General features: G+C 65.2%; 17 protein-coding genes, 2 tRNA genes and 3 rRNA genes. 13 read left to right on the top strand and 9 right to left on the bottom strand.

Features of this window, described 5'->3' with window-relative positions:
• Positions 1-526: 526 nt before the first annotated feature.
• Positions 527-1189, bottom strand: coding sequence for a hypothetical protein (locus NUG20_RS19595; RefSeq protein ID WP_263396052.1), 663 nt, complete (start codon positions 1187-1189; stop codon positions 527-529).
• An 18-nt stretch (positions 1190-1207) separates the two neighbouring features.
• Positions 1208-1867, bottom strand: a complete 660-nt coding sequence (gene pyrE / locus NUG20_RS19590) for an orotate phosphoribosyltransferase (protein ID WP_263396051.1) — start codon at positions 1865-1867, stop codon at positions 1208-1210.
• Positions 1868-1999: 132 nt separating this feature from the next.
• Between pyrE and NUG20_RS19585 the strand changes: the two genes are divergently transcribed.
• The 3 genes from NUG20_RS19585 (at position 2000) to NUG20_RS19575 (ending at position 4541) form a co-directional block, all read left to right on the top strand.
• Positions 2000-2800 (top strand): exodeoxyribonuclease III, encoded by an 801-nt coding sequence (locus NUG20_RS19585; RefSeq protein WP_263396050.1) that lies wholly within the window; start codon positions 2000-2002, stop codon positions 2798-2800.
• Positions 2797-4170 (top strand): AmpG family muropeptide MFS transporter, encoded by a 1374-nt coding sequence (locus NUG20_RS19580; RefSeq protein ID WP_263396049.1) that lies wholly within the window; start codon positions 2797-2799, stop codon positions 4168-4170. Before NUG20_RS19585 ends, NUG20_RS19580 begins: the two co-directional genes overlap by 4 nt.
• A 143-nt stretch (positions 4171-4313) precedes the next feature.
• Positions 4314-4541 carry a hypothetical protein gene (locus tag NUG20_RS19575; protein WP_263396048.1) on the top strand — a complete coding sequence of 76 codons (228 nt, stop codon included), beginning with the start codon at positions 4314-4316 and terminating at the stop codon, positions 4539-4541.
• Between the two features lie 54 nt (positions 4542-4595).
• Here the strand turns inward: NUG20_RS19575 and NUG20_RS19570 are convergent, their stop codons facing one another.
• A complete protein-coding gene (locus NUG20_RS19570; RefSeq protein WP_263396047.1) occupies positions 4596-5726 on the bottom strand; it encodes an anhydro-N-acetylmuramic acid kinase in 1131 nt (376 codons plus the stop codon).
• A gap of 88 nt (positions 5727-5814) precedes the next feature.
• Complete coding sequence (locus NUG20_RS19565; RefSeq protein ID WP_263396046.1) at positions 5815-7281, bottom strand: M23 family metallopeptidase; 1467 nt, start codon at positions 7279-7281, stop codon at positions 5815-5817.
• 168 nt (positions 7282-7449) lie between these two features.
• On the opposite strand from NUG20_RS19565, the gene tyrS reads away from it, so the two are divergent.
• The 6 genes from tyrS to rrf all read left to right on the top strand — a co-directional run bounded on the left by tyrS (position 7450) and on the right by rrf (position 14516).
• The gene (gene tyrS, locus NUG20_RS19560; protein ID WP_263396045.1) at positions 7450-8661 is read left to right on the top strand and encodes a tyrosine--tRNA ligase; all 1212 of its coding nucleotides are present in this window, start codon (positions 7450-7452) and stop codon (positions 8659-8661) included.
• Between the two features lie 607 nt (positions 8662-9268).
• Positions 9269-10813: ribosomal RNA gene (locus NUG20_RS19555) — 16S ribosomal RNA — on the top strand.
• An 85-nt stretch (positions 10814-10898) separates the two neighbouring features.
• Positions 10899-10974: transfer RNA gene (locus NUG20_RS19550), tRNA-Ala, on the top strand.
• Between the two features lie 76 nt (positions 10975-11050).
• Positions 11051-11127, top strand: a tRNA-Ile gene (locus NUG20_RS19545).
• A 227-nt stretch (positions 11128-11354) separates the two neighbouring features.
• Positions 11355-14234 (top strand): 23S ribosomal RNA (locus NUG20_RS19540).
• Between the two features lie 167 nt (positions 14235-14401).
• A 5S ribosomal RNA gene (gene rrf / locus NUG20_RS19535) occupies positions 14402-14516 on the top strand.
• Together the 16S, 23S and 5S rRNA genes with 2 tRNA genes alongside form the textbook arrangement of a ribosomal RNA operon.
• A gap of 67 nt (positions 14517-14583) precedes the next feature.
• Here the strand turns inward: rrf and NUG20_RS19530 are convergent.
• Entirely contained in the window at positions 14584-14769 is a 186-nt protein-coding gene (locus NUG20_RS19530) for a PepSY domain-containing protein (RefSeq protein ID WP_263396044.1), read from the bottom strand.
• 460 nt (positions 14770-15229) lie between these two features.
• Between NUG20_RS19530 and NUG20_RS19525 the strand changes: the two genes are divergently transcribed.
• A complete protein-coding gene (locus tag NUG20_RS19525; RefSeq protein WP_263396043.1) occupies positions 15230-16297 on the top strand; it encodes an NAD(P)-dependent alcohol dehydrogenase in 1068 nt (355 codons plus the stop codon).
• Between the two features lie 443 nt (positions 16298-16740).
• Here NUG20_RS19525 and NUG20_RS19520 read toward each other — a convergent pair whose 3' ends face one another.
• Both NUG20_RS19520 and NUG20_RS19515 read right to left on the bottom strand, forming a co-directional pair.
• A complete protein-coding gene (locus NUG20_RS19520; protein ID WP_263396042.1) occupies positions 16741-18471 on the bottom strand; it encodes a M28 family metallopeptidase in 1731 nt (576 codons plus the stop codon).
• Between the two features lie 85 nt (positions 18472-18556).
• Positions 18557-19219 carry a DUF4097 family beta strand repeat-containing protein gene (locus NUG20_RS19515; protein ID WP_263396041.1) on the bottom strand — a complete coding sequence of 221 codons (663 nt, stop codon included), beginning with the start codon at positions 19217-19219 and terminating at the stop codon, positions 18557-18559.
• Positions 19220-19410: 191 nt separating this feature from the next.
• Between NUG20_RS19515 and NUG20_RS19510 the strand changes: the two genes are divergently transcribed.
• Both NUG20_RS19510 and NUG20_RS19505 read left to right on the top strand, forming a co-directional pair.
• Complete coding sequence (locus tag NUG20_RS19510) at positions 19411-20631, top strand: murein hydrolase activator EnvC family protein (RefSeq protein WP_263398551.1); 1221 nt, start codon at positions 19411-19413, stop codon at positions 20629-20631.
• A gap of 114 nt (positions 20632-20745) precedes the next feature.
• Entirely contained in the window at positions 20746-22263 is a 1518-nt protein-coding gene (locus NUG20_RS19505; protein WP_263396040.1) for a S41 family peptidase, read from the top strand.
• A gap of 208 nt (positions 22264-22471) precedes the next feature.
• On the opposite strand, the gene NUG20_RS19500 is transcribed toward NUG20_RS19505, so the two are convergent.
• Both NUG20_RS19500 and NUG20_RS19495 read right to left on the bottom strand, forming a co-directional pair.
• The gene (locus tag NUG20_RS19500; protein WP_263396039.1) at positions 22472-22792 is read right to left on the bottom strand and encodes a DUF1820 family protein; all 321 of its coding nucleotides are present in this window, start codon (positions 22790-22792) and stop codon (positions 22472-22474) included.
• Positions 22793-22832: 40 nt separating this feature from the next.
• Positions 22833-23525 carry a rhomboid family intramembrane serine protease gene (locus NUG20_RS19495; protein ID WP_145708760.1) on the bottom strand — a complete coding sequence of 231 codons (693 nt, stop codon included), beginning with the start codon at positions 23523-23525 and terminating at the stop codon, positions 22833-22835.
• A 232-nt stretch (positions 23526-23757) separates the two neighbouring features.
• Here NUG20_RS19495 and NUG20_RS19490 point away from each other — a divergent pair, with 232 nt between their 5' ends.
• Positions 23758-25098, top strand: a complete 1341-nt coding sequence (locus NUG20_RS19490; protein ID WP_263396038.1) for an outer membrane protein transport protein — start codon at positions 23758-23760, stop codon at positions 25096-25098.
• Positions 25099-25175: the final 77 nt, after the last annotated feature.

Below are 25175 nucleotides of genomic sequence, written 5' to 3'. Positions count from 1 at the left end.
GAAGGGGCTTTCGGCCCCGACTGCATTCAGAGCCGCCGGGGCCGGCGGGCTTCATTCGTCGCGACTGAAGTCGCTCCCACAAGACGCGTGAGCAGCCGGCTGGGTGGACTGTGAAAGGGGCTTCAGCCCCGACTGCATCCCGGGGGCCGCCCCAAGCCTCCTGGCTTCATTTCGTCGCGACTGAAGTCGCTCCCACAGGCGCGTGAGCAGCCGCTGGTGCACTGTGGGAGGGGCTTCAGCTCCGACTGCATCTGGGCGTCGCTCCAAGTTTGCTGGATTCATTCGTCGCGACCGAAGTCGCTCCCACAAGACGCGTGAGCAGCGGGCTGGGTGCATGTGGGAGGGGCTTTAGCCCCGACTGCATCCTGTGGGCTGCCCAAGCCTGTGGGCTTCGTTCGTCGCGACTGAAGTCGCTCCCACAAGACGCGTGAGCAGCGGGCCAGTTGCACTTGGGGCTTCAGCGCCCGACATTCCTGCCGCCGCGGCAATGCGTAGTCGCCCGGCTGCCTCCGGCCGGGCGCTGCGCTCAGCCGCCGGTCGTCGTCGCGGCCGTGCCCGGCCGCTTTGCCGCGCGATAGCGTTGCAGCGTGTCGTCGATTTCCTGGTCCAGGCCGAGCCGCTGCTGCTCGAAGTTCTTCTGCATGCGCAGCTGCCACAGCAGCGCACGATGCCGCTGCTGCACGTCCTCGGCAATCTTGCCGGCCACTTTCTGCCCGGCCAGCTCGCGCGTGCCGGCGTTGGCGAGCACGCCGACCAGGCCCTCGCGCAGGCTGTTGACGTTGTAGCGCGCGGTGTTGATGTTGTTGTCGACGATGCCGATGCGCTCGGAGAACACCCGGCGCAGTTCCTCCTCGGTCTGGAACGACAGCAGCATCGCCTGGTCGGTGCGCTTGCGCGTCTCCAGCGCCGCCTGGTCGGCGCGCTGCTGCGCGGCATCGGCGGCGGCCGCGGCGCGTTCCTCGGCGCTCAGCGCGCGACCGACCGCGCCGCTGCGCAGCCCGCTCTTGGCGTTGAATTCGTCGCGCGCCTGGTTCACCGCTTCCGGCGGCAGCGCATCGCTGCACACGCGCTGCCCGCCCTGGTTCCAGCAGTACAGTTTCTTGGACGGCGCCGGCTGCGCCGCGGCCGGCAGCGCAAGCAGCACGAGCAGGGCCGGCAAGGCGCGGCCCCAGCGTTGTTGGATCGGCATCGTGGCAGCCCCCTGCTGTCAGCCTGACGGATCGCAGCCGTAGCGTGCCCGGTAGGCCAGCAGCGGTTCGCGGAAGCCGACAAGGTCCGCGTTTCCATCGATGAATGCAAGCAGGTCGCCCAGGTGCGCGACCGACACCACAGGAATGCCGGCCTCGGCCGCCACCGCCTGCGCCGCCGAGCGCCGGTCGTGCTCGCCGGCGATCTCCTGCCGGTCCAGCGCGACCAGAATTCCCGCCGGGATGCCGCCCGCTTCGCGGATGATGGCCAGCGCCTCGCGGATCGCGGTGCCGGCGGTGATCACGTCGTCGACGATCAGCACCCGGCGCCCGGCCAGCGGCGCGCCGATCAGGCTGCCGCCCTCGCCATGCGCCTTGGCTTCCTTGCGGTTGAACGCCAGCGGCAGGTTGCGGTCGCGCTGCGCGTACTCGCAGGCCAGCGCGGTCGCCAGCGGGATGCCCTTGTAGGCCGGGCCGAACAGCAGGTCGAAATCGAGTCCGGCCGCGTCGGCCGCATCGGCGTAGCACGCCGTCAGGCGCACCATCGTGGCGCCGGAATCGAAGCGCCCGGCATTGAAGAAATAGGGGCTCAGGCGCCCGGACTTCAGCGTGAACTCGCCGAAGCGCAGCGCTTGCGCGTCCAGGGCCAGTTGCAGGAAGCGTTGCCGGTAGTCGGTCATTGGAGTGCAGGGATTCGCGATTGGGGATGACGGGATTCGTGAAAGCATAGCTGGTCGCGGCCGTGCAGCGTCCACGCATGGGGTACGCTTTCACGAATCCCCAATCCCCCCATCCCGAATCCTGGTTCTTCCATGCGCATCATCAGCTTCAACGCCAACGGCCTGCGCTCGGCCGCCACCAAGGGCTTCTTCGAGTGGTTCTCCGGCCAGCACGCCGACGTGCTGTGCGTGCAGGAGACCAAGGCGCAGGAGCATCAGCTGGCCGGGCCGGCGTTCCTGCCGGACGGTTACCGGGCCTGGTTCCGCGATGCCAGCACCAAGAAGGGCTACAGCGGCGTGGCCATCTACAGCAAGCGCGAGCCCGACGAGGTGCGCACCGCGCTGGGCTGGCCGGAGTTCGACGAGGAGGGTCGCTACCTGGAGGCGCGCTTCGGCAACCTGAGCGTGGTCTCGTTCTACATCCCCTCCGGCTCGTCGGGCGAACTGCGCCAGGGCTACAAGTTCCAGGTCATGGACTGGCTGCGGCCGATCCTCGTGGAGTGGCTGAACAGCGGCCGCGACTACGTGCTGTGCGGCGACTGGAACATCGTGCGCTCGGCGCTGGACATCAAGAACTGGAAGTCCAACCAGAAGAATTCCGGCTGCCTGCCGCCGGAGCGCGACTGGCTCAACGGCCTGTGCGCCGACCGTGCCGAGGAGGCCGACCCGGCCGGCGGCCGCGGCTGGGTCGACGCCTACCGCGCGCTGCACCCGGACGGCCAGGACTACACCTGGTGGAGCAACCGCGGCGCCGCGCGCGCCAACGACGTCGGTTGGCGCATCGACTACCAGTTCGTGACCCCGTCGCTGCGCGAGCGCCTGCAGGGCTGCTCGATCTACACCGCGCAGCGCTTCTCCGACCATGCGCCGTTCGTGGTGGACTACCGCGAATGAGCGTCGCCGCCAAGCCCCGCCAGTCCTGGAAGCAGGTGCTGACCAATCTTCGTCAGCGCAAGGTACTGGCGATGCTGCTGCTGGGCTTCAGTTCCGGATTGCCGCTGTACCTGGTCGGCAACACGCTTGGCTTCTGGATGCGGAAGGAAGGCGCGGACCTGAGCACGATCGGCTTCCTCTCCTGGGTCGGGCTGGCCTATTCGCTGAAATTCCTGTGGGCACCGATCGTAGACAAGACCGACGTGCCCATGCTCGGCAGGCTCGGTCGCCGGCGCGGCTGGATGTTGCTGTCGCAGATCGTGGTGGCGGTGGGTCTGGTCGGCATGGCGCTGATCCAGCCCAAGGGCGGGAATCTGCTGTTCCTGGGGCTTGCCTGGGAGCACATCGTCGTGTTCGGCGTGATGGCGATCCTGGTCGCCTTCGCTGCCTCGACCCAGGACATCGTGATCGATGCCTGGCGTATCGAGATCGCCGACAACAGCGAACAGCTCGGCCTGCTGACCTCTTCATCGGCGCTGGGCTATCGCACCGCGCTGCTGGTCACCGACGCGCTGATCCTGATGATCGCAGCGCGGGTAGGCTGGCAGGTGTCCTACGAGGTCATGGCGGCGCTGATGGCGGTGGGCGTGGCCGCCGTGTTGATGGCGCGCGAGCCGGCGCGCGAGGTTGCCGCCGTGCAGGCGCAAACGGCGCGGCTGTGGACGCCGCGGGGCTTGTTCGACGCGGTGCTCGGTCCGTTTGTTGCCTTTTTCCGGGAACACCGCAGCGCCGCTATCCTGATCCTGCTATCGATCAGTGTTTATCGCCTGGCGGACTTTGTGATGGGCCCTATGGCCAATCCGTTCTACGTCGACCTCGGCCTGTCCGAAGACACCGTCGGCGCCGTGCGTGGCTCGGTGGGCCTGGTGGCGACGTTCTTCGGCATCGCCGCTGCCGGCCTGGTCTCGGTCCGCTGGGGCGTGCTGGCCGCGTTGCTGGCTGGTGCCGTCCTGGGCCCGTGTTCGAACCTGGCCTTTGCCTGGCTGGCCTACGACGGGGCGGACCTGCCCCGCTTCGCGACGGCGATGGCGATCGACAATTTCGCCAATGGTTTCGCCGGCACGGCGTTGATCGCCTACATGTCCAGCCTGACCAGCATTGGCTACACCGCCACTCAGTACGCATTGCTCAGCTCGTTCTACGCCATGCCCGGCAAGGCCCTGAAAGGCTTCTCCGGCTGGTCGGTGCAGACGCTGGCGCAAGGGCGCACGCTGCTGGAAGGGTACGCGCTGTTCTTCATCGGGACCGCGCTGATGGCGATTCCCGTGGTGATCCTGTGCACGGTGCTGATATTCCAGCAGCGCCGCCGCGCGGCCGCTGCGCCTTCCTGACGCTTGCAGATGGTCGGCGCTGCCCGGGAACGCTGCAGCGTCCCCGAGGCAGGCATCGGCACGCCGGTGATTGAAAGCCTCCAGCGAGTTGCGGATGATGGGCGCGGCGCATGGGGTGCGCCGCCGTCCGCTGGGGAGTCCGCATGACCGATCTGCTGTTGCGCGACATCGACCCCATCCTGGTCGATCGGATCCGCCGCATCGCCGTGGCCCGTGGCTGGACCCAGCACCAGACCGTGCTCAGCCTGATCGAGCAGGGCCTGTTCGCCAGCGAGCACGAAGTGCGCAGCGGCTTCGAGAACCCCGAAGTGGATGTGCTGTCCGAGGCCATCGCCGCGCTGCGCGAGCTGCCGGCGGGCAGCGGATTCTGAGCCGCGCGCCGCGGCCATCGGCGCAGACCGAGCCGCTGCCGCGCAGCGCCCCGCTCACGCCAGGTGGATGGCGCCCAGGATGCGCGGCCCGCGCGCGCCGCTGACCGACGGCAGGTTGCCGGGCCGCCCGGCCAGGGTCTGCCGCGCCAGCCAGGCGAAGCCCATCGCCTCCACGTAGTCAGGATCCAGGCCCATCGCCTGGGTCGACAGCACCTGCACGCCGGGCAGCCGCGCCTGCAGCCGCGCCAGCAACAGCGGGTTGTGCACGCCGCCGCCGCACACCAGCAGCTGCCGGGTCGCCGGCTGTTGCGCCAGCAGCGCATCGGCGACGGTGGCCGCGGTCAGTTCCAGCAGGGTCGCCTGCACCGCCGCGGCCGGGTGCGCGGCCGGCGCCAGCTGCGCGTCCACCCAGCGCAGGTGGAACTGCTCGCGCCCGGTGCTCTTGGGCGGGGCCAGCGCGAACCAGGGATCGCCCAGCAAGCGCTGCAACAGGCCCTCGTCGACCTGGCCGCTGGCGGCGAAGGCGCCGCCGGCGTCGTAGGGCTGGCCCAGGTGGCGCTGGCACCACGCGTCGAGCAGCGCGTTGGCCGGGCCGGTGTCGAAGCCGCGGACGTCGCCGTGCGCCGGCAACAGGGTCAGGTTGCCGATGCCGCCCAGGTTCAGCACCGCCCGGTCCTCGTGCGCCGCGCCGAGCATCGCCGCATGGAAGGCCGGCATCAGCGGCGCGCCATGGCCGCCGGCGGCGACGTCGCGGCGGCGGAAATCGCACACCGTGGCGATGCCGGTCAGCTCGGCGATGCGGTTGCCGTCGCCCAGTTGCCAGGTGAAAGCAGGATCGGCCAGCGGCCGGTGGCGCACGGTCTGCCCATGCGAGCCGATCGCACGGACCGCGGCGGGCGCGATCCCTGCTTCCTCGAGCAGGCGCAGCGCGGCCTCGGCGAAGGCGATCGCCACTTCGGCATCGAGCCGGCCCAGCGTGTCCAGCGAATCGATGTCGCCGCCTTCGCCCAGCGCGATCAACGCCTCGCGCTGGCGCGGCGTCCAGGCATAGGTGCGGCCCAGGCGCAGCTGCGTTCGGCCATCGGCACCGAAGTGCACCAGCGCGGCGTCGATGCCATCGGCACTGGTGCCGGACATCAGGCCCAGGAACAGGGCGTCGTCGTCGATGGCGGTCGGTTCGGGCATGGCAGGGCCTGGGCAGCGGTCAGCGCCGCAGCGTGGGCGAGGGGCGGCGGCGCGTCAATCGGCGCCGGCCCCGGACGCGACGTGCGGCTCAGCCGGCGTCGTTGGACGCCGGCTTGGCCGAGGCGACGGTTTTCTTCTTCTTCGGCGATGCATCGTTCTTCGCCGGCGTCGCGTCGGCGTAGATCAGCTTCTCCACGCGCTGGATGCGGGCCAGCGCCGGCGAGGTTTGCGCACGGAACGCGGCCAGCTCCGCACCGGCCAGCGGCGTGGGCGGCGGCATCGTCACCGACGCCGGGTTGCGCTGCACCCCGTCCACGCGGAATTCGTAGTGCAGGTGCGGACCGGTGGCCATGCCGGTCATGCCGACGAAGCCGATCACCGTGCCTTGGTTGATGCGCTGGCCGGCCCTGATGCCGCCGAAGCGCGACATGTGCCCGTACAGCGTGCTGTAGCCCTTGCCGTGGTCCAGGATCACCACGTTGCCGTAGCCGCGCTGGGTGCCGACGTACTGCACCTTGGCATCGCCGGCGGCCATGATCGGGGTGCCGGACGGCGCTGCGTAGTCGATGCCCTTGTGCATGCGCATGGTGCCCAGCACCGGATGCTTGCGCGCGCCGAAGGTCGAGCTGATGCGGCTGTAGGACACCGGCATGCGGATGAAGCTCTTCTTCAGCGGCCGCCCGGTGACGTCGAAGTATTCGGCCGGCTTGCCGTTCTGCTCGAAGCGGAAGCCGCTGTAGGTCTTGCCGCGGGTGGTGAAGGTCGCAGCGAGGATCTTGCTGGTGTCGATCCGCTCGCCTTCGCGCCAGGTCTCGTCCATCACCACGCTGAAGCGGTCGCCCGGCTGCAGGTCCTTGTCGAAGTCGATGTCGTACTTGAAGATCTCGTCGGTCATCGTCGCGATCGCCGACGGCGACAGCCCGGCCCTGCGCGCGGCCACATACAGCGAACTGGTGATTTCGCCGCTGATGACCGCAGTGCGAGTGCTGGTCTCGCGCTCGGTCACCTTCTCGCGGATGTCATCGCCGAGCAGCGACAGTTCCACCCGGTGAGTGGCGTCGCGGTCGAAGCGGATGCCGCGCAGGCTGCCGGCCACCGGCAGGTCGAAGCCGATCTCGGCGCCCGGGCGCAGCTTGGTCAGCGCCTCGCGGGTGCCCGGGTGATCCAGCACCTGGTGCATCACCGTGGCCGGGATGTCGAGCTGCTCGAATACCGCGCCCAGGGTCTGCCCGGGCTGGATGCGCACCACCTGCCAGCTGTCGCCGGCCACGCCCTGCTGCTGGGCCAGCGAGATCGGCGGCAACGGCAGCGGCAGCGTCGCGTGCGTGGTCTGCAGCGGCACGTCGATGGCATTGGAGAAGCCGGGCACGATCGTGGCCACCAGCGCGCCGATGGTGGCGAACAGGCTGGCGTGGATCCAGTGGCGGCGCGTCCAGCGGCCGGTGGGGAAGTGCTGGGTCAGCTGCCGATGCAGTGCGGTGTCGTGGAGGACATGGAGACGTTGCTGGAAGCGCTGCTTGCGCGCGCGTTCCTGATCGCTTTCGCTGTTCTGCATCAAGGCATCCTCGTGAGCCCGAAGCGCGAGCTCAAAACTCGGCTACCATAAACATCGATCAACAGCGCGTCAAACCATTGAGCCGGCTCAAGTTTTCGCCGGCCGCGCGGTTAACTCGCACTTAACGCCATTCATGTTTGTCCGGATGCAACCCGTCGGAGTTCCGTTTTGTCCACGATTGAAGAGTCTCTTGCCCTGATCGGCCGCGGTGCCGACGAAATCCTCAAGCGCGAAGAGCTGGAAGCGCGTTTGCGCACCGGCCGCCCGCTGCGCGTGAAGGCCGGTTTCGACCCGACCGCGCCGGACCTGCACATCGGCCACACCGTATTGCTGAACAAGATGCGCCAGTTTCAGCAGCTCGGCCATCAGGTGATCTTCCTGATCGGCGACTTCACCGGGATGATCGGCGACCCCACCGGCAAGAACGTCACCCGCAAACCGCTCACCCGCGAGGACGTGCTCGCCAACGCGCGCACCTACGAGGAGCAGGTGTTCAAGGTGCTGGACCGCGAGCGCACCGAAGTGCGCTTCAATTCCGAATGGTTCGGGCAGATGAGCGCCGCCGACATGATCCGCTTGGCCGGCCAGCACACGGTGGCGCGCATGCTCGAGCGCGACGACTTCGCCAAGCGCTACGCCGCGCAGCAATCCATCGCCATCCACGAATTCCTGTATCCGCTGGTGCAGGGCTACGACTCGGTAGCCCTGAAGGCCGACGTCGAGTTGGGCGGCACCGACCAGAAGTTCAACCTGCTGATGGGGCGCGGCCTGCAGGAGCACTACGGGCAGCCGGCGCAGATCGTGCTGACCATGCCGCTGCTGGAGGGCTTGGACGGGGTCAACAAGATGTCCAAGTCGCTGGGCAACTACATCGGCATCAGCGAACCGCCGATCGACATCGTCACCAAGACCATGAAGATCGGCGACGAGCTGATGTGGCGCTGGATCGAACTGCTGTCCTTCGAGATCGGCCTGAACGAGGCGCAGGAGCTGCAACAGCAGGTGCAGGCCGGCAGCCTGCACCCGCGCGAAGTGAAGCTGCGCCTGGCGCGCGAACTGACCACGCGCTTCCACGACGCGGCAGCGGCCGAACAGGCCATCGTCGGCTGGCACGCGGTGGTGACCGGGCAGGGCGACACCAGCGCACTGCCGCTGCAGCAAGTGACGGTGCCGGCAGAAGGGCTGCGGATCGCCGCGTTGCTGACCGCCGCTGGGCTGACTGCCAGCAACTCCGAGGCCAGCCGCAAGCTGAAGGAACGCGCAGTGCGCGTCGCCGGTGAAGTGGTCGAGGATCCGCAGCAGAACTTCGCGCCCGGATTCGAAGGTGTTCTGCAGGTGGGCAAGCGGACCTTCGCCCGCGTGAGCCTGGTCTCGGCTTAAATACGCGGCCAAGCGCCGGCTGTCGGAGGCGCTGCCGAGTGGCTTCCAAGCGGGATCTGCGGTATGCGATGCGATCTACTGCGTGGAGTGGATCGCATAAAGCGCGTCTGGCGACGGCGCAGTGAAAAAATCTTTCACACCCCCTTCCCAAGCGCCGCGTTTGCAGCCATACTTTCCCTCCCCCGACGCAATGCCTTGCGGCAGCGCAACAGCAACGCGGAAGGGACGTCAGAAACCTCCTCAAAAAGGTATTGACGGCAACAAAAAAGCCGCTATGATGGGCGGCTCGGTTCAGCGGAAAGCCTTCGGGTTTGGGTTGAACCGGCGGCAAGATCTCGGAAACGAGGTGTTGACGGAAAGAAAAAGTCCGCTATAATGGGCGGCTCGCTACGACGGAAACGTCGCAGTGACAAGGGAAAGGCGCTGAGGCCGGCCCCAAAGTTCTTTGACAGTGTGCGCAGGTAACTTGTGAGGGCGCCTGCAGGTGGAAGTATGTCCATCTTGCAGACGTTCGAATCAAGAGCAACAAATCAATTGCTAAGCAAGCGATACGTAAGCTTGGTTTGAACTCTGCATATCAAAGTATTGGCCTTCGGGCCTGTAATTTTAAGTGAAGAGTTTGATCCTGGCTCAGAGTGAACGCTGGCGGCAGGCCTAACACATGCAAGTCGAACGGCAGCACAGTGGTAGCAATACCATGGGTGGCGAGTGGCGGACGGGTGAGGAATACATCGGAATCTACCTTTTCGTGGGGGATAACGTAGGGAAACTTACGCTAATACCGCATACGACCTTAGGGTGAAAGCGGAGGACCTTCGGGCTTCGCGCGGATAGATGAGCCGATGTCGGATTAGCTAGTTGGCGGGGTAAAGGCCCACCAAGGCGACGATCCGTAGCTGGTCTGAGAGGATGATCAGCCACACTGGAACTGAGACACGGTCCAGACTCCTACGGGAGGCAGCAGTGGGGAATATTGGACAATGGGCGCAAGCCTGATCCAGCCATGCCGCGTGGGTGAAGAAGGCCTTCGGGTTGTAAAGCCCTTTTGTTGGGAAAGAAAAGCAGTCGGTTAATACCCGATTGTTCTGACGGTACCCAAAGAATAAGCACCGGCTAACTTCGTGCCAGCAGCCGCGGTAATACGAAGGGTGCAAGCGTTACTCGGAATTACTGGGCGTAAAGCGTGCGTAGGTGGTTGTTTAAGTCCGTTGTGAAAGCCCTGGGCTCAACCTGGGAATTGCAGTGGATACTGGGCAACTAGAGTGTGGTAGAGGATGGCGGAATTCCCGGTGTAGCAGTGAAATGCGTAGAGATCGGGAGGAACATCTGTGGCGAAGGCGGCCATCTGGACCAACACTGACACTGAGGCACGAAAGCGTGGGGAGCAAACAGGATTAGATACCCTGGTAGTCCACGCCCTAAACGATGCGAACTGGATGTTGGGTGCAACTTGGCACGCAGTATCGAAGCTAACGCGTTAAGTTCGCCGCCTGGGGAGTACGGTCGCAAGACTGAAACTCAAAGGAATTGACGGGGGCCCGCACAAGCGGTGGAGTATGTGGTTTAATTCGATGCAACGCGAAGAACCTTACCTGGTCTTGACATCCACGGAACTTTCCAGAGATGGATTGGTGCCTTCGGGAACCGTGAGACAGGTGCTGCATGGCTGTCGTCAGCTCGTGTCGTGAGATGTTGGGTTAAGTCCCGCAACGAGCGCAACCCTTGTCCTTAGTTGCCAGCACGTAATGGTGGGAACTCTAAGGAGACCGCCGGTGACAAACCGGAGGAAGGTGGGGATGACGTCAAGTCATCATGGCCCTTACGACCAGGGCTACACACGTACTACAATGGTGAGGACAGAGGGCTGCAAGCTCGCGAGAGTAAGCCAATCCCAGAAACCTCATCTCAGTCCGGATTGGAGTCTGCAACTCGACTCCATGAAGTCGGAATCGCTAGTAATCGCAGATCAGCATTGCTGCGGTGAATACGTTCCCGGGCCTTGTACACACCGCCCGTCACACCATGGGAGTTTGTTGCACCAGAAGCAGGTAGCTTAACCTTCGGGAGGGCGCTTGCCACGGTGTGGCCGATGACTGGGGTGAAGTCGTAACAAGGTAGCCGTATCGGAAGGTGCGGCTGGATCACCTCCTTTTGAGCAAGACAACTACGCCTACAGGCGTCCTCACAAGTAACCTGCATTCAGAGAGTTCCGCCACAGGGCGGGGCACCCCGATTTCGGGGCCATAGCTCAGCTGGGAGAGCACCTGCTTTGCAAGCAGGGGGTCGTCGGTTCGATCCCGACTGGCTCCACCAGATTTGCAGATCCCTCTGCAAGAGCCCGCGCATCCATGTGCGGACTGTCTAGGGGAACTGCAGGAGCAAAGACTTTGGGTCTGTAGCTCAGGTGGTTAGAGCGCACCCCTGATAAGGGTGAGGTCGGTGGTTCGAGTCCTCCCAGACCCACCACTCTGAATGTAATAAGCACACTAAGAATTTAAGATGCGCCAGCACTGAGGCTGGGGTATGTTCTTTTAAAATTTGTGACGTAGCGAGCGTTTGAGATCAAACTATCTTGACGTGTCGTTGTGGCTAAGGCGGGGACCTCGAGTCCCTAGAAATTGAGTCGTTATAGTTCGCGTCCGGGCTTTGTACCCCCGGACTCAGCATGACCTTGAGGCAACTTGAGGTTATATGGTCAAGCGAATAAGCGCACACGGTGGATGCCTTGGCGGTCAGAGGCGATGAAGGACGTGGCAGCCTGCGAAAAGTGTCGGGGAGCTGGCAACAAGCTTTGATCCGGCAATGTCCGAATGGGGAAACCCACTGCTTCGGCAGTATCCTGCAGTGAATACATAGCTGCTGGAAGCGAACCCGGTGAACTGAAATATCTAAGTAACCGGAGGAAAAGAAATCAACCGAGATTCCCTAAGTAGTGACGAGCGAACGGGGACTAGCCCTTAAGCTGGTATGGTTCTAGAAAAACAACCTGGAAAGGTTGGCCATAGAAGGTGATAGCCCTGTATTTAAAAGGGCCATTCCAGTGAAGACGAGTAGGGCGGGGCACGTGAAACCCTGTCTGAATATGGGGGGACCATCCTCCAAGGCTAAATACTCCTGACCGACCGATAGTGAACCAGTACCGTGAGGGAAAGGCGAAAAGAACCCCGGAGAGGGGAGTGAAATAGATCCTGAAACCGTGTGCGTACAAGCAGTAGGAGCTCGCAAGAGTGACTGCGTACCTTTTGTATAATGGGTCAGCGACTTACTGTTCGTGGCAAGCTTAACCGTATAGGGGAGGCGAAGGGAAACCGAGTCTGATAAGGGCGCATAGTCGCGGGCAGTAGACCCGAAACCGGGTGATCTAGTCATGCCCAGGGTGAAGGTCAGGTAACACTGACTGGAGGCCCGAACCCACTCCCGTTGCAAAGGTAGGGGATGAGGTGTGATTAGGAGTGAAAAGCTAATCGAACCCGGAGATAGCTGGTTCTCCTCGAAAGCTATTTAGGTAGCGCCTCGGACGAATACTGCTGGGGGTAGAGCACTGTTATGGCTAGGGGGTCATCGCGACTTACCAAACCATTGCAAACTCCGAATACCAGTACGTACTATCCGGGAGACACACGGCGGGTGCTAACGTCCGTCGTGAAAAGGGAAACAACCCAGACCCACAGCTAAGGTCCCAAATTCACTGCTAAGTGGAAAACGATGTGGAAAGGCACAGACAGCCAGGAGGTTGGCTTAGAAGCAGCCACCCTTTAAAGAAAGCGTAATAGCTCACTGGTCGAGTCGGTCTGCGCGGAAGATTTAACGGGGCTAAGCAGTGAACCGAAGCTTGGGGTGCATCGCGATAAGCGATGCGCGGTAGAGGAGCGTTCCGTAAGCCGTTGAAGGTGGATTGAGAAGTCCGCTGGAGGTATCGGAAGTGCGAATGCTGACATGAGTAACGATAATGCGGGTGAAAAACCCGCACGCCGAAAGCCCAAGGTTTCCTTGCGCAACGTTAATCGGCGCAGGGTGAGTCGGCCCCTAAGGCGAGGGCGAAAGCCGTAGTCGATGGGAAGCAGGTTAATATTCCTGCACCTCGCGTAAGTGCGATGGAGGGACGGAGAAGGTTAGGTGTACCGGGCGTTGGTTGTCCCGGGGAAAGGCGGTAGGTTTGGATCTTTGGCAAATCCGGGATCCTTTAAGACCGAGCACCGAGACGAGTCTTTTAGACGAAGTCACTGATACCACGCTTCCAGGAAAAGCTCCTAAGCTTCAGCTTACGCAGACCGTACCGTAAACCGACACAGGTGGGTAGGATGAGAATTCTCAGGCGCTTGAGAGAACTCGGGTGAAGGAACTAGGCAACATGGCACCGTAACTTCGGGAGAAGGTGCACCCTTTTTGGTGGCTCATGCGAGCTATAGCTGAAGAGGGTCGCAGAAACCAGGCCGCTGCGACTGTTTATCAAAAACACAGCACTCTGCAAACACGAAAGTGGACGTATAGGGTGTGACGCCTGCCCGGTGCTGGAAGGTTAATTGATGGGGTCAGCCGCAAGGCGAAGCTCTTGATCGAAGCCCCAGTAAACGGCGGCCGTAACTATAACGGTCCTAAGGTAGCGAAATTCCTTGTCGGGTAAGTTCCGACCTGCACGAATGGCGTAACGACAGCGGCGCTGTCTCCACCCGAGACTCAGTGAAATTGAAATCGCTGTGAAGATGCAGCGTTCCCGTGGCAAGACGGAAAGACCCCGTGAACCTTTACTATAGCTTTACACTGAACGTTGAGTTCGTCTGTGTAGGATAGGTGGGAGGCTATGAAACTGTGGCGCTAGCTGCAGTGGAGCCAACCTTGAAATACCACCCTGTCGTGCTTGACGTTCTAACCTAGGTCCGTAATCCGGATCGGGGACCGTGTATGGTGGGTAGTTTGACTGGGGCGGTCTCCTCCTAAAGAGTAACGGAGGAGCACGAAGGTACGCTCAGCGCGGTCGGACATCGCGCACTGTGTGCAAAGGCATAAGCGTGCTTGACTGCAAGATCGACGGATCAAGCAGGTACGAAAGTAGGTCTTAGTGATCCGGTGGTTCTGTATGGAAGGGCCATCGCTCAACGGATAAAAGGTACTCCGGGGATAACAGGCTGATACCGCCCAAGAGTTCATATCGACGGCGGTGTTTGGCACCTCGATGTCGGCTCATCACATCCTGGGGCTGTAGTCGGTCCCAAGGGTATGGCTGTTCGCCATTTAAAGTGGTACGCGAGCTGGGTTCAGAACGTCGTGAGACAGTTCGGTCCCTATCTGCCATGGGCGTTGGAAGTTTGAGAGGGGCTGCTCCTAGTACGAGAGGACCGGAGTGGACGAACCTCTGGTGTTCCGGTTGTCACGCCAGTGGCATTGCCGGGTAGCTATGTTCGGAAGCGATAACCGCTGAAAGCATCTAAGCGGGAAGCGCGCCTCAAGATGAGACTTCCCGGGGCACAAGCCCCCTTAAGGAACCATGTAGACTACGTGGTTGATAGGTCAGGTGTGTAAGTGCAGCAATGCATTGAGCTAACTGATACTAATGATCCGTGCGGCTTGACCATATAACCTCAAGGTGCTTCCAAGCATCCCTTAGCACGACACACGTCGATAGCTATCCAATCGCTCGCTACGTCACACCCTATGAGAGGCTGGCGCCAGTTGCCGTCTTCGACACCGCACATCCGTGCCACGTCCGAAGCTAGCAACCCGGCGACACTCCAACCGTCTCCCTGGTGAAATTAGCGCTGTGGAACCACCCGATCCCATCCCGAACTCGGAAGTGAAACGCAGCTGCGCCGATGGTAGTGTGGCTCAAGCCATGCGAGAGTAGGTCATCGCCAGGGGCTTTACCCCAAATCCCCGTCCGCAAGGACGGGGATTTTTTATTGCCTGCGAGAAAGCAGCAACACCTCAGTCGTTCTGCGCGCTCACCACGCTGCCGTCCGTCGGGTCCGCGTACACCTCCACCCGCTGACCCGTCGACGTCTGCGCCTGCGCTTCCCACAACCCGTCGTCGTACTTGAGGTCGTGTACCTGCGAGTACCCCGACGCCGTCAGCGCCGCGCGTACCTCCGCCTCGCTCAGCTTCGACGGCACCCCTTCCGCATACACCCGGCCACCGCGCGCGCCCACCCGCACGTCGCCGCGCTGGCCGTCGCCGCTCGTCGCTTCCGTCTTCCACAGCCCGTCTTCGAACTTGAGCCGGTCCAGCTTGGTGTAACCCTGCTCGCTCAGCAGCGCGCGGACCTGCGCCTGCGTCAGGGGGGGGCGCTGCCCTGCGCCGCCGCCGGCGCTTGCGCGTAGGCGCTGCCGGCCAGCGGCCGTTGCCGGCGTGGCGGAGCGCCACGCCGCTCTGGGCGATCGTGCGCCAGCGTCCTTTAGTTCGTTGGCCTACCGGCCAGGATGATTCGCTCCGTTCCACTGACGATGCGTGCTTTTCATGCGCGGCGACTTAGACTTTCCGCCTGCCATCCAGCTTTGACGTGCGTTGTCGCTCCGACCGCACCTGGGCCTACCAGGCCGCATCCTCCTTTCCCCCCGTTACGAGAGAACCCTCATGAGCCAAGCCAATGGATACGCCGCACGGGCGTCCGATCAGCCGCTGACCCCTTACGCGTTCGAACGCCGTGCGACCGGGCCGCAGGATGTCAGCATTGAGATCCTCTACTGCGGCGTCTGCCATTCCGACCTGCATACGGCACGCAACGAATGGCAGAACACCCAATACCCGTCCGTGCCGGGACATGAAATCGTCGGACGCGTGACCGCGGTCGGCGACCAGGTCGAGGCCTTCAAGGTCGGCGACCTGGCCGGCGTCGGGTGCATGGTCGATAGCTGCCGGCATTGCGCGTCCTGCGCGGACGGCGAAGAGCAGTATTGCGAGAACGGCTTCGTCGGTACCTACAACGGCCCGATGTTCGGTGGCGAGAACACCTATGGCGGTTACTCCGACCATATCGTGGTCGACCAGAAATACGTGCTGCAGATCCGTCATGCCGAAAAGGACCTCGCCGCGGTGGCACCGCTGCTGTGCGCCGGCATCACCACCTATTCCCCGTTGAACCACTGGAAGGTGGGACCGGGCAAGAAGGTCGGCATCGTCGGGCTGGGCGGTCTTGGCCACATGGGCGTGAAGATCGCGCACGCGATGGGCGCGCATGTGGTGCTGTTCACGACGTCGGCGAGCAAGAAGGAAGACGCGCTGCGCCTTGGCGCCGACGAAGTGGTGGTGTCCAAGCTGCCGGAGGAGATGGCGGCGCACAACAACAGCTTCGACTTCATCCTCAATACCGTCGCCGCGTCGCACGATCTGGATGCCTTCCTGACCCTGCTCAAGCGCGACGGCACCATGACCCTAGTCGGTGCACCCGCCGAGCCGCATCCGTCGCCGACCGTGTTCAACCTGATCATGAAGCGTCGGCAGCTGGCAGGCTCGTTGATCGGCGGCATCCGCGAGACCCAGGAGATGCTCGACTTCTGCGCGAAGCACGGCATCGTGTCCGACATCGAGACGATCGAGATGGCGCAGATCAACGAAGCCTACGAGCGCATGCTCAAGGGCGACGTGAAGTACCGTTTCGTCATCGACATGGCCAGCCTGGAGAAAGCCAAGCAGGCGGCCTGACCCCATCGCATGGCGCCCGCCGAACGCGCGGCCCGCCATGCGATGACGATGCCGAAGTTCGACGAAGCGCCCGGGCACACAAGCCCGGGCGCTTTTTGCTTTATGCGTGCGATGCGGAGCGACACCGCGCTGGCGATTTGCTCTGACACTCGAAGTGGATCGTCACGTTGCGCACGCAGATCGCGTCGGGCTGGCGAAGTTGGCCAGCGAGGCGCCGGGATTGGCGTGCAGGAAGCGCACGTTGCCGCGGCGCATTTGCACCTGCATGCAGGCGCAGTCGCGGCGGGCTTGTCGGTACCGCCGGTCGCGACAGAAATAGCAGCTCGCCACACGTCGGCGACACAATAGCTGGCAGCATCATGCGGAAACCGTGCAGGGTGGGTTGAAACGACAACGGCGCCGCAGCGCCGTTGTCGTGACCGTTGCCGAGAGGCGTCAGCCGATCATTTGCCCGGTGCGGCCGGCGCCGGCTTGGCGCCGCCCATCATGCTGTCGCGGGCCGCCTTGAACGGGTTGTCCGGATACCAGTTCGGCCAAGCATCGCCTGCGGCGAGTTCCTTGCCGACGCCGTAGACGGCCTGCAGGTCGTCCATCACCCCTTCGAGCTTCCAGGTGGCCGGATCGTACTGGTCGGCTGCCGTGTGGTAACGGTGCTTGCCGTAGTCCTCGGCGGCGCGCTTGCCGGCATCGATGCCGCCGTCGATCAGGTCTTCGCCGCCGTCGATGTACAGCGCCGGCACGCCGGCCTTGGCGAAGTTGAAGTGATCGGAGCGGAAGTAGAAGCCGCCCTGCGGCGAGGATTCGGCATGCAGCACGCGGCCTTGCGCAGCGGCGATCGGCTTGAGCAGGTCCTCCAGTTCGGAACTGCCGAAACCGTTGACCACCAGGTCCTTGGCGCGACCGGCGACCGGCATGGCGTCGAGGTTGATGACGCCGGCGATCTTGTTCAGCGGGAAGGTCGGGTGGGCGACGTAATACTTGGAACCGAGCAGGCCCGACTCTTCCAGCGTCACCGCCAGGAACACCACCGAGCGCTCCGGCTTGGGCTGCTGGTGCGCGAACGCGTCGGCGACCTCGAGGATGCCGGCGACGCCGGTCGCGTTGTCGACCGCACCGTTGTAGATGTTGTCGCCGGGCTCGCCTTCGTGCTTGCCGAGGTGATCCCAGTGCGCCATGTACAGCACCGCCTCGTCGGCACGGCTGCCGCCGGGCAGCACGCCGACCACGTTGCGCGACTTCTTCTCGGAGATCGTGCTCTTCAGGTCCACCGACAGCTTGGCCTTCAGCGGCACCGGCTTGAAGCCGCGCTTGCTCGCGTCCTTGTACGCCTGCGCCAGATCCAGCCCGGCATCGGCGAACAGCTGCTTGGCGGTTTCGGTGGTGATCCAGCCCTGCGCGGGAATGCGCGGTTCCGGATCGTCCTTGGCCGGCAGGTCGTACTGCGCGCCGGACCAGGAGTTCTTCACCACGTCCCAGCCGTAACTGGCGCCGGGGGTGTCGTGCACGATCAGCGCGGCAGCCGCGCCCTTGCGCGCTGCTTCCTCGAACTTGTAGGTCCAGCGCCCGTAATAGGTCATGCGCTTGCCTTCGAACAACGAGCCGTCCTCGGTGTGGAAGCCGGGGTCGTTGACGAACATCACCACCGTCTTGCCCTTCCAGTCCTGGTCGGCGTAGTCGTTCCACTTCTGCTCCGGCGCGTCCACGCCGTAGCCGACGAACACCATGTCGCTGGCGTCGATCTTGACCTCGGTCTGGCCGGTGCGGGTGCCGATCACCATGTCGGTGCCGAATGCCAGCTCGCGCGGCTTGCCGTTCTGCTCCAGCTTCAACGTGGTGTGCGGGTCGGCTGTGGTCTCGGTCATCGCCACGTCCTGGAACCAGCTGTCGCCGTTGCCCGGCTGCAGGCCGATGCGCTGCATCTGGTCGCGGATGTAGGCGACGGTCTTGTCCTCGCCGGCGGTACCCGGACCGCGGCCTTCGAATTCATCCGAGGACAGGGTCTTGACCAGTTCGCCGAAGTCGGCCGGGGTGATCTCGGGAGTGAAGGCGTGGGCCGCCGCGGCCACAGGAGCGGGCGGCGGCGGTGCGGCATCGGCGGCTGGGGCCGGCGTTTCGCGTTTGCAGGCGGTCAGCGCAGCGGCCGCGGCCAGGCACAGCACAAGCTTGCGGGACATGGGGGCTCCTGGGGTCTGAGGAATCCCGATTCTATAGGCAAGTCCCGCGCGCGCGCCGCCGGCAGCGCAGGCCGGCGCGGTCGGATCAGTTGTCCGGTGCGGTCTCGCCGTCGAACGCCTGGGCGGTGGCGCCGGTGATCGGCCCGGTCTTGGCGCTGCGGTGCACGTACAGCGTCACCTCGCGTTCGAAACGCAGCGGGCCGTCGATCACCGCGCGCGGACCGATGATGACGCGCGGCTTGCGCGCCGGCTTGAACGACATGCTGAAGCTCGGCTTGGTGATCTCGATCCCGCCGCTGATGTGCGAGTCGTGGCCCACGGTGACGTCGCCGTTGACCGTCTCGATGCCGCCTTGCAGCTGCGTGGCGACCAGGCCGATGCTGCCGTTGACGCTCTCCACGCCGCTGTCGATACGGCCGCCGCGATCGACGAAGATGCCTCCGTTGACCGTCTCGATGGAACCGGAGATCTGCACCTGCTGGCCGACGCGGATGCCGCCGTTGACCGTGGACAGGCCCTTGGTCTGCGCGTTGTCGGCGATCTTGATGCCGCCATTGACGGTTTCCACGTCGCCGACGGTGGCGCCCGCCTCGACCTCGATGCCGCCGTTCACCGTCTCCAGGTCGCCGTATTGCTTGCCGGACTCGGCGGTGATGCTGCCGTTGACCTTGCTGATGCCTTCGGCGGCCACGGCGGGACCGGCGATCAGGGCCAGCGCCAACAGGACCGATAAATGCGTACGCTTCATCACCCACCTCCAGAACGCCGGCCAGTCGCGGCATCAATCGTGGGGCGATCACAACACGCTTCGCTACAATCCGCACCTGCCTGAAGTCATTGGACCAGCCCTTGCCCGCAACCGTCTTCGCTCCGCGCCCCGCCTCGCCCGGCATCGCAGGGCGGCGCCTGCGCGGGCCCTGGCGCGCTGCGCTGTGCCGGTTGGCGGCGGTCGCATTGCTGCTGGTCGCGGCACAGGCGCTGGCGCAGAACCCGCGCGAGGCCGAACGCCGGTTGGAGAAGGTGCGCGGCGAACTGAAGAGCGTGGCTGAGGAGCGGCGCGAGCTGGAAGGCAAGCGTGGCGACGCCGCACGCCAGTTGCGCGAGGCCGACGAAAAGGTGGCCACGACCGGACGCAGCCTGGCGCAGACCCAGCAGGCGCTGCGCCAGCACCAGCAGACCCTGGCCGAACTGGAGCGCAAGCGCGACACCCTGCGCGCCGGCCTGGTGCGGCAGCGTGCCGAACTGGCGCAGTTGCTGCGCGCGGCCTACGCGATCGGCGGCAATGCGCCGCTGAAGCTGCTGCTGGCGCAGGACCGGGTGGCCGACGCCAACCGGCTGCTGGCCTATCACCGCTATCTGCAGCGCGAGCGCGCGCAGCGCATCGCCACCCTGACCCAGGAGCTGCAGGCGCTGGAACAGGTCCAGCGTGACGTGGCGGCGCAGCGGCAACAGCTCAGCGCCGCGCAGCGCCAGCAGCAGGAACAGGCGGCGACGCTGCAGCGCGACCGCAAGCAGCGCGCCAGCCTGGTCTCGGAACTGGACCAGCGCTACCAGGACCGCAGCGAGCGCGAAAAGGCGCTGGGCCAGGACGCCAAGGCGCTGGAAACGCTGCTGGCCAACCTGCGCGCGGCGGCCGCGCGGGCCGAGGCCGAGCGCCGTGCGGCGGCCAAGCGCGCCGCGGCCGAGCAGGCCGCGCAGGCCAAGGCCGCAGCGAAGAATCCCTCGCGCGGCGGCAGCAAGGTGCCGCCCAAGGTGGTGGCGTCGGCGCCGGCGCTGAAGGTTGGCGGCCTGGGCTGGCCGCTGTCCGGCGATCTGATCGCGCGCTATGGTGGCAAGCTGCCCGACGGGCGCACCAGCAACGGTGTGTTGATCGCCGCACCGGCCGGCAGCACGATCACCGCGGTGGCCGACGGCACGGTGGTGTTCTCCGACTGGATGACCGGTTACGGCATGATCCTGATCGTGGACCACGGTAACGGCTACATGAGCCTGTACGCCCACAACGACGCGCTGCTGCGCGATCCCGGCGAGCGGGTCAAGCGCGGCGACGCGGTGGCCAAGGTCGGCAATTCCGGCGGCCAGGGGCGTCCGGCGCTGTATTTCGAATTGCGCCGGAACGGCCAGCCGGTGGATCCGTCGTCGTGGCTGCAGCGCCGCTGAGCGCCGCTGAGTGCCGCCGCGACGATCCGTTCAACGCGAATTTAGCCTGGCTTCGCGCATAATCCGGACAGCTGCGCCGTGCGCGCGCAGGCCATCCCCGAATCGGAGTGCTTCATGCGCGTAGTCCTGTCCGCTGCCTTGTTGCTTGCCCTGGCGCCGCTACCGTCGATGGCGCAGAGCGCCGGCGAGCAGACGCCTACGGCCCCCACGGCCAGCGCCGACGATCCGGACGCCACCGAATCGGCCACCTCGCGCGTGCCGCTGGACGAGATCCGCCGCTACGTGGCGGTGTACAACGCGGTGAAGGAAGCCTACGTCGATCCGGTCGACGACAAAAAATTGATGCAGTCGGCGATCCGCGGCCTGCTGCTGGACCTGGATCCGCACAGCACCTATTTCAGCAAGGAAGACGCCGAGGCCTTCGACGAACAGGCCACCGGCGCCTACGACGGCATCGGCGTGGAATTGCTGCAGCTGCCGGACAACACGCTCAAGGTGGTCTCGCCGATCGACGACACTCCGGCCGCGCGCGCCGGCGTGCGCTCGGGCGACATCATCGTCGCCATCGACGGCAAGCCGATCAGCGCGGTCAAGGCGATGGAGCCGTTGCGCGGCGAATCCGGCAGCAAGGTGGTGCTGACCATCGTCCGCGAGAAGCTGGACAAGCCGTTCGACGTGACCCTGACCCGGCAGACCATCCGCGTGGCCAGCGTGCGCAGCCGCATGCTCGAGCCGGGCTACGGCTACATCCGCATCAGCACCTTCCAGGCCGATACCGGCGCGGACTTCCACAAGCAGCTGCAGCAGCTGCAGACGCAGGCCGGCGGCAAGCTGCGCGGCCTGGTGCTGGACCTGCGCAGCAACCCCGGCGGTCTGCTGACTGCGGCGGTGCAGGTCGCCGATGACGTGCTCGACAAGGGCACCATCGTGACCACGCGCGGACGCATCTCGGTCAGCGATTCCAAGTTCGACGCCACGCCCGGCGACGTGCTCAACGGCGCGCCGATGGTGGCGCTGGTCGATGCCGGGTCGGCCAGCGCCTCGGAGGTGCTGGCCGGCGCGCTGCGCGACAACAAGCGCGCGCGCATCGTCGGCAGCCGCACCTTCGGCAAGGGCTCGGTGCAGACCGTGCTGCCGCTGGACAACGGCGACTCGGTCAAGCTGACCACGGCGCGCTACTACACGCCCAGCGGCAAGTCGATCCAGGCCAGCGGCATCGTGCCGGACGTGGTGCTGCGCCCGGAAGAGGGCAAGGACGACGCGGACACGCCGGCGGTGCTGGCCGACTACAGCGAAGCGACGCTGCCCGGCCACCTGCACGGCGACGACGAAGGCGCCGAAGGCTACAGCGCCGGCGACGTGCTGCCCGGCGACGCGCCGATCGCGCAGGCGCTGGCCGAGTTGAAGCAGCCGGGCGCGGTGGCCAGGGCCGCCGCGGCCAAGCCGGCCAAGGCCAAGCCGAAGGCGGCCGCGCCGACGGCAGCGAAGCCGGCGACGCTCGCGCCCAAGACGGTGGCGCCGAAGAGCGACGCGCCGAAGGCCGATACGCCGCAAGCCGAAACACCGAAGGTCGATCCGCCCAGGACCGACGCACCCAAGACCGATACGCCGGCGCCGCCTTCGGGCAGCTGACGCTGCGGTCGCAGTGTGCCGCGCCGGTCACGGCGCGGCTGCGCCTACGCGACGCAGTCCATCAATCCGGCAACGCCCTTGTAGGAGCGGCTTCAGCCGCGACCGGGCGCTACCGATAGCGCCCGGGCGCGGCTGAAGCCGCTCCTACAGGAAGCAAAGCGCGGACAGAGAGATGCGCTGCTCGCTCGCGATCAGCGACCGCCTCGGCTCAGCGCGGCTTGCCCGGCATCGGGAACGGGGTGATCACCTTTTCGCCGGTGGTCGCGTCGCGGATCGCCGACTGGCCTTTCTTCTCCACTTCCTCGATGCGCACGATGCTCTGCATCGGCAGGTGCAGCATCTTGGTGTCGCCGAATTCCTCGCGCAGGCGTTCCTCGGTCGGATCGACGACCAGGCCGTCGTGCAGGTCGAACACCAGCGCGCCGATCTCGCTGAAGCCCCACAGGTGGCTGCTGCCCACGTGCTGCGCGTACAGCTCGTATACCTTGCCGTGGTTGAGGAACGTCACTTTGTACAGGGGTTTGGCCATGCCCGAAGTATAGAGCGCGGTACCGCCGCGGCGCGGCGGATCAGAAGCCCTTGCGCTTGCGCAGGCGCCGCGCGATCGCCGCGCGCACGTACAGCCCGTACGCCATGCCGAAGGCGAAGCCGGTCAGGTGCGCCGACCAGGCGACCATGCCGAACGCCGGGCCGATGTAGGCGAACACCACCTGCAGCGCCGCCCAGGTGCCGATCAGCAGCGAGGCCGGCGCGCGCACGAATTCCAGGAACAGCCCCAGCGGCAGCACCACGCCGAGCTTGGCGCGCGGGAACAGCGCCAGGTAGGTGCCGATCAATGCCGAGACCGCGCCGCTGGCGCCGATGATGACGCGGTCCGGGGTGCCGATCGCGAACACCGCGGCCAGGTTGGAGATGGCGCCGCCGCCGAGGAACAGCAGCAGGAAACGCCACGGCCCGAGCACGCGTTCGGCCGGCAGGCCGAAGATCAGCAGGAACACCAGGTTGCCGAGCAGGTGCGACCAGTCCGCATGCAGGAACAGGGCGGTGAACAGGCGCAGCACGCTGCCGTCCTGCACCGTCGCCAGCCAGTCGCGCGGGCTGGCGACGCCGGCCGAGAGCGCGCCCCAGTCCAGCCACAGGGTCGCGCGCGCCTGGTTGGGGCGGCTGATCGACCACAGGAACGCCAGCCACATCGCCGCGAACAGCAACGGCGTGGCCCAGCGCAGCGTGGTCCGGTCGCGGGAGGGAATGGAGACGAACATGCCTGTACCGGGGAAGGCGGCCCGTAACGATACCGGCTCCATTCGGCTGAACGCACGCCTACTCCGCGCGAAGCTGAACGGGGGCTATTGTTATTGTTCGGTTAACGCGGCGGGGTATACTGCATACGGCGTCGTATGTCGGGAGGGGAATCCGGCGCGCGTTCCCGGCTGCTCAGCTGGGGGTGCGCAGGCGCGAACACAGACATTTTCGTCTTCCGGAGAGTGACAAGCCATGCAAAACGCAACCCAGTTCGTCCGTTTCACCGCCCTGGCCGTCGGCATCATCGGCGCCCTGACCATCGGTCAGGCGCACGGCGCCGCGTTCCAGCTCAAGGAAAACAGCGCCAAGGGCCTGGGCCGCGCCTTCGCTGGCTCCGGCAGCGCCCCGGACGATGCCTCGATCATCGCCAACAACCCCGCCGGCATGCGCCAGCTCGACGGCCGCCTGTTCCAGGCCGACGTCAGCGCGATCCACTTCTCGGCCAAGTACAAGGGCGAGAGCGGCACCTACGCCACCGGCGCGCCGATCTCCGGCGGCGACGGCGGTGACGCCGGCATGATCGCCCCGGTCCCGGCGATGTACTTCCACGTGCCGTTCGGCGAGAACAACAACATGCACCTCGGCACCTCGGTGACGGTGCCGTTCGGCTTCAAGACCGAATACGACCGCGACTGGGTCGGCCGCTACAACGGCGTCAAGACCGAGCTGCAGGCGATCGACTTCAACGTGGCGTTCTCGTACGACGTGAACCCGTACGTGTCGTTCGGCGCGTCGGTGTTCGCCGAGCGCCTGGACATCGAACTGACCAACGCGGTCGATTTCGGCAGCATCCTGGCTGCGCGCCGCGTGCCGGGCTTCGCGCCGGGCAGCGCCGACGGCTACTCCAACATCAAGGGCGACAGCACCGAGGTCGGCTTCACCCTGGGCGGCCTGTTCAGCATCGATGAGAACACCCACATCGGCCTGAGCTACCGTTCGCAGGTCGAGCACAAGATCACCGACGGCGACGCCAACTTCACCACCCCGGCCAATGCCGCGACGGTGCTGGGCGTCGCCGCGCCGGGTACGTTCATCGACACCAAGGGCCGCGCCACGGTCAAGCTGCCGGCCAGCGCGACCGCCAGCTTCACCCACAACATCAACGAGCAGTGGTCGGTGATGGCCGACGTCACCCGTACCGCCTGGAGCAAGTTCGACCGGGTCACGGTGGACTTCGCCTCCAACCAGCCCGACAGCGTGCTGGACTTCTCCTACCGCGACACCACTTTCGTCTCGATCGGTGCCGATTACCGCATGAGCGACACGCTGACGCTGCGTGGCGGCCTGGCCTACGACCAGACCCCGACCACCGACGATCACCGCGACGTGCGCGTGCCCGACGCGAGCCGCAAGTGGGTCTCGATGGGTCTGAGCTGGCGTCCGTCCGAGCAGGCCGAGTACAACTTCGGTTATACCCACCTGTTCACCAGCGATCCGCACATCGCCACCACCAGCGCCACCGGCAACTCGCTGGTCGGTAGCTACGACGTGAGCGGCAACGTGCTGGCGGCGTCGGTCAACTACAAGTTCTGATCGATCGCTTGCGCGACAGTGCGCGGCGCAGGCCGCGCGCCACCAAAGCCCCGCTTCGGCGGGGCTTTTTTATGCGC

Origin of the sequence: Xanthomonas sp. CFBP 8443 (assembly GCF_025666195.1) — a bacterium.
GTDB lineage: Bacteria > Pseudomonadota > Gammaproteobacteria > Xanthomonadales > Xanthomonadaceae > Xanthomonas_A.
Note: the sequence above shows the minus strand (reverse complement) of the source record. Positions and strands in the feature narration are given on the sequence as shown.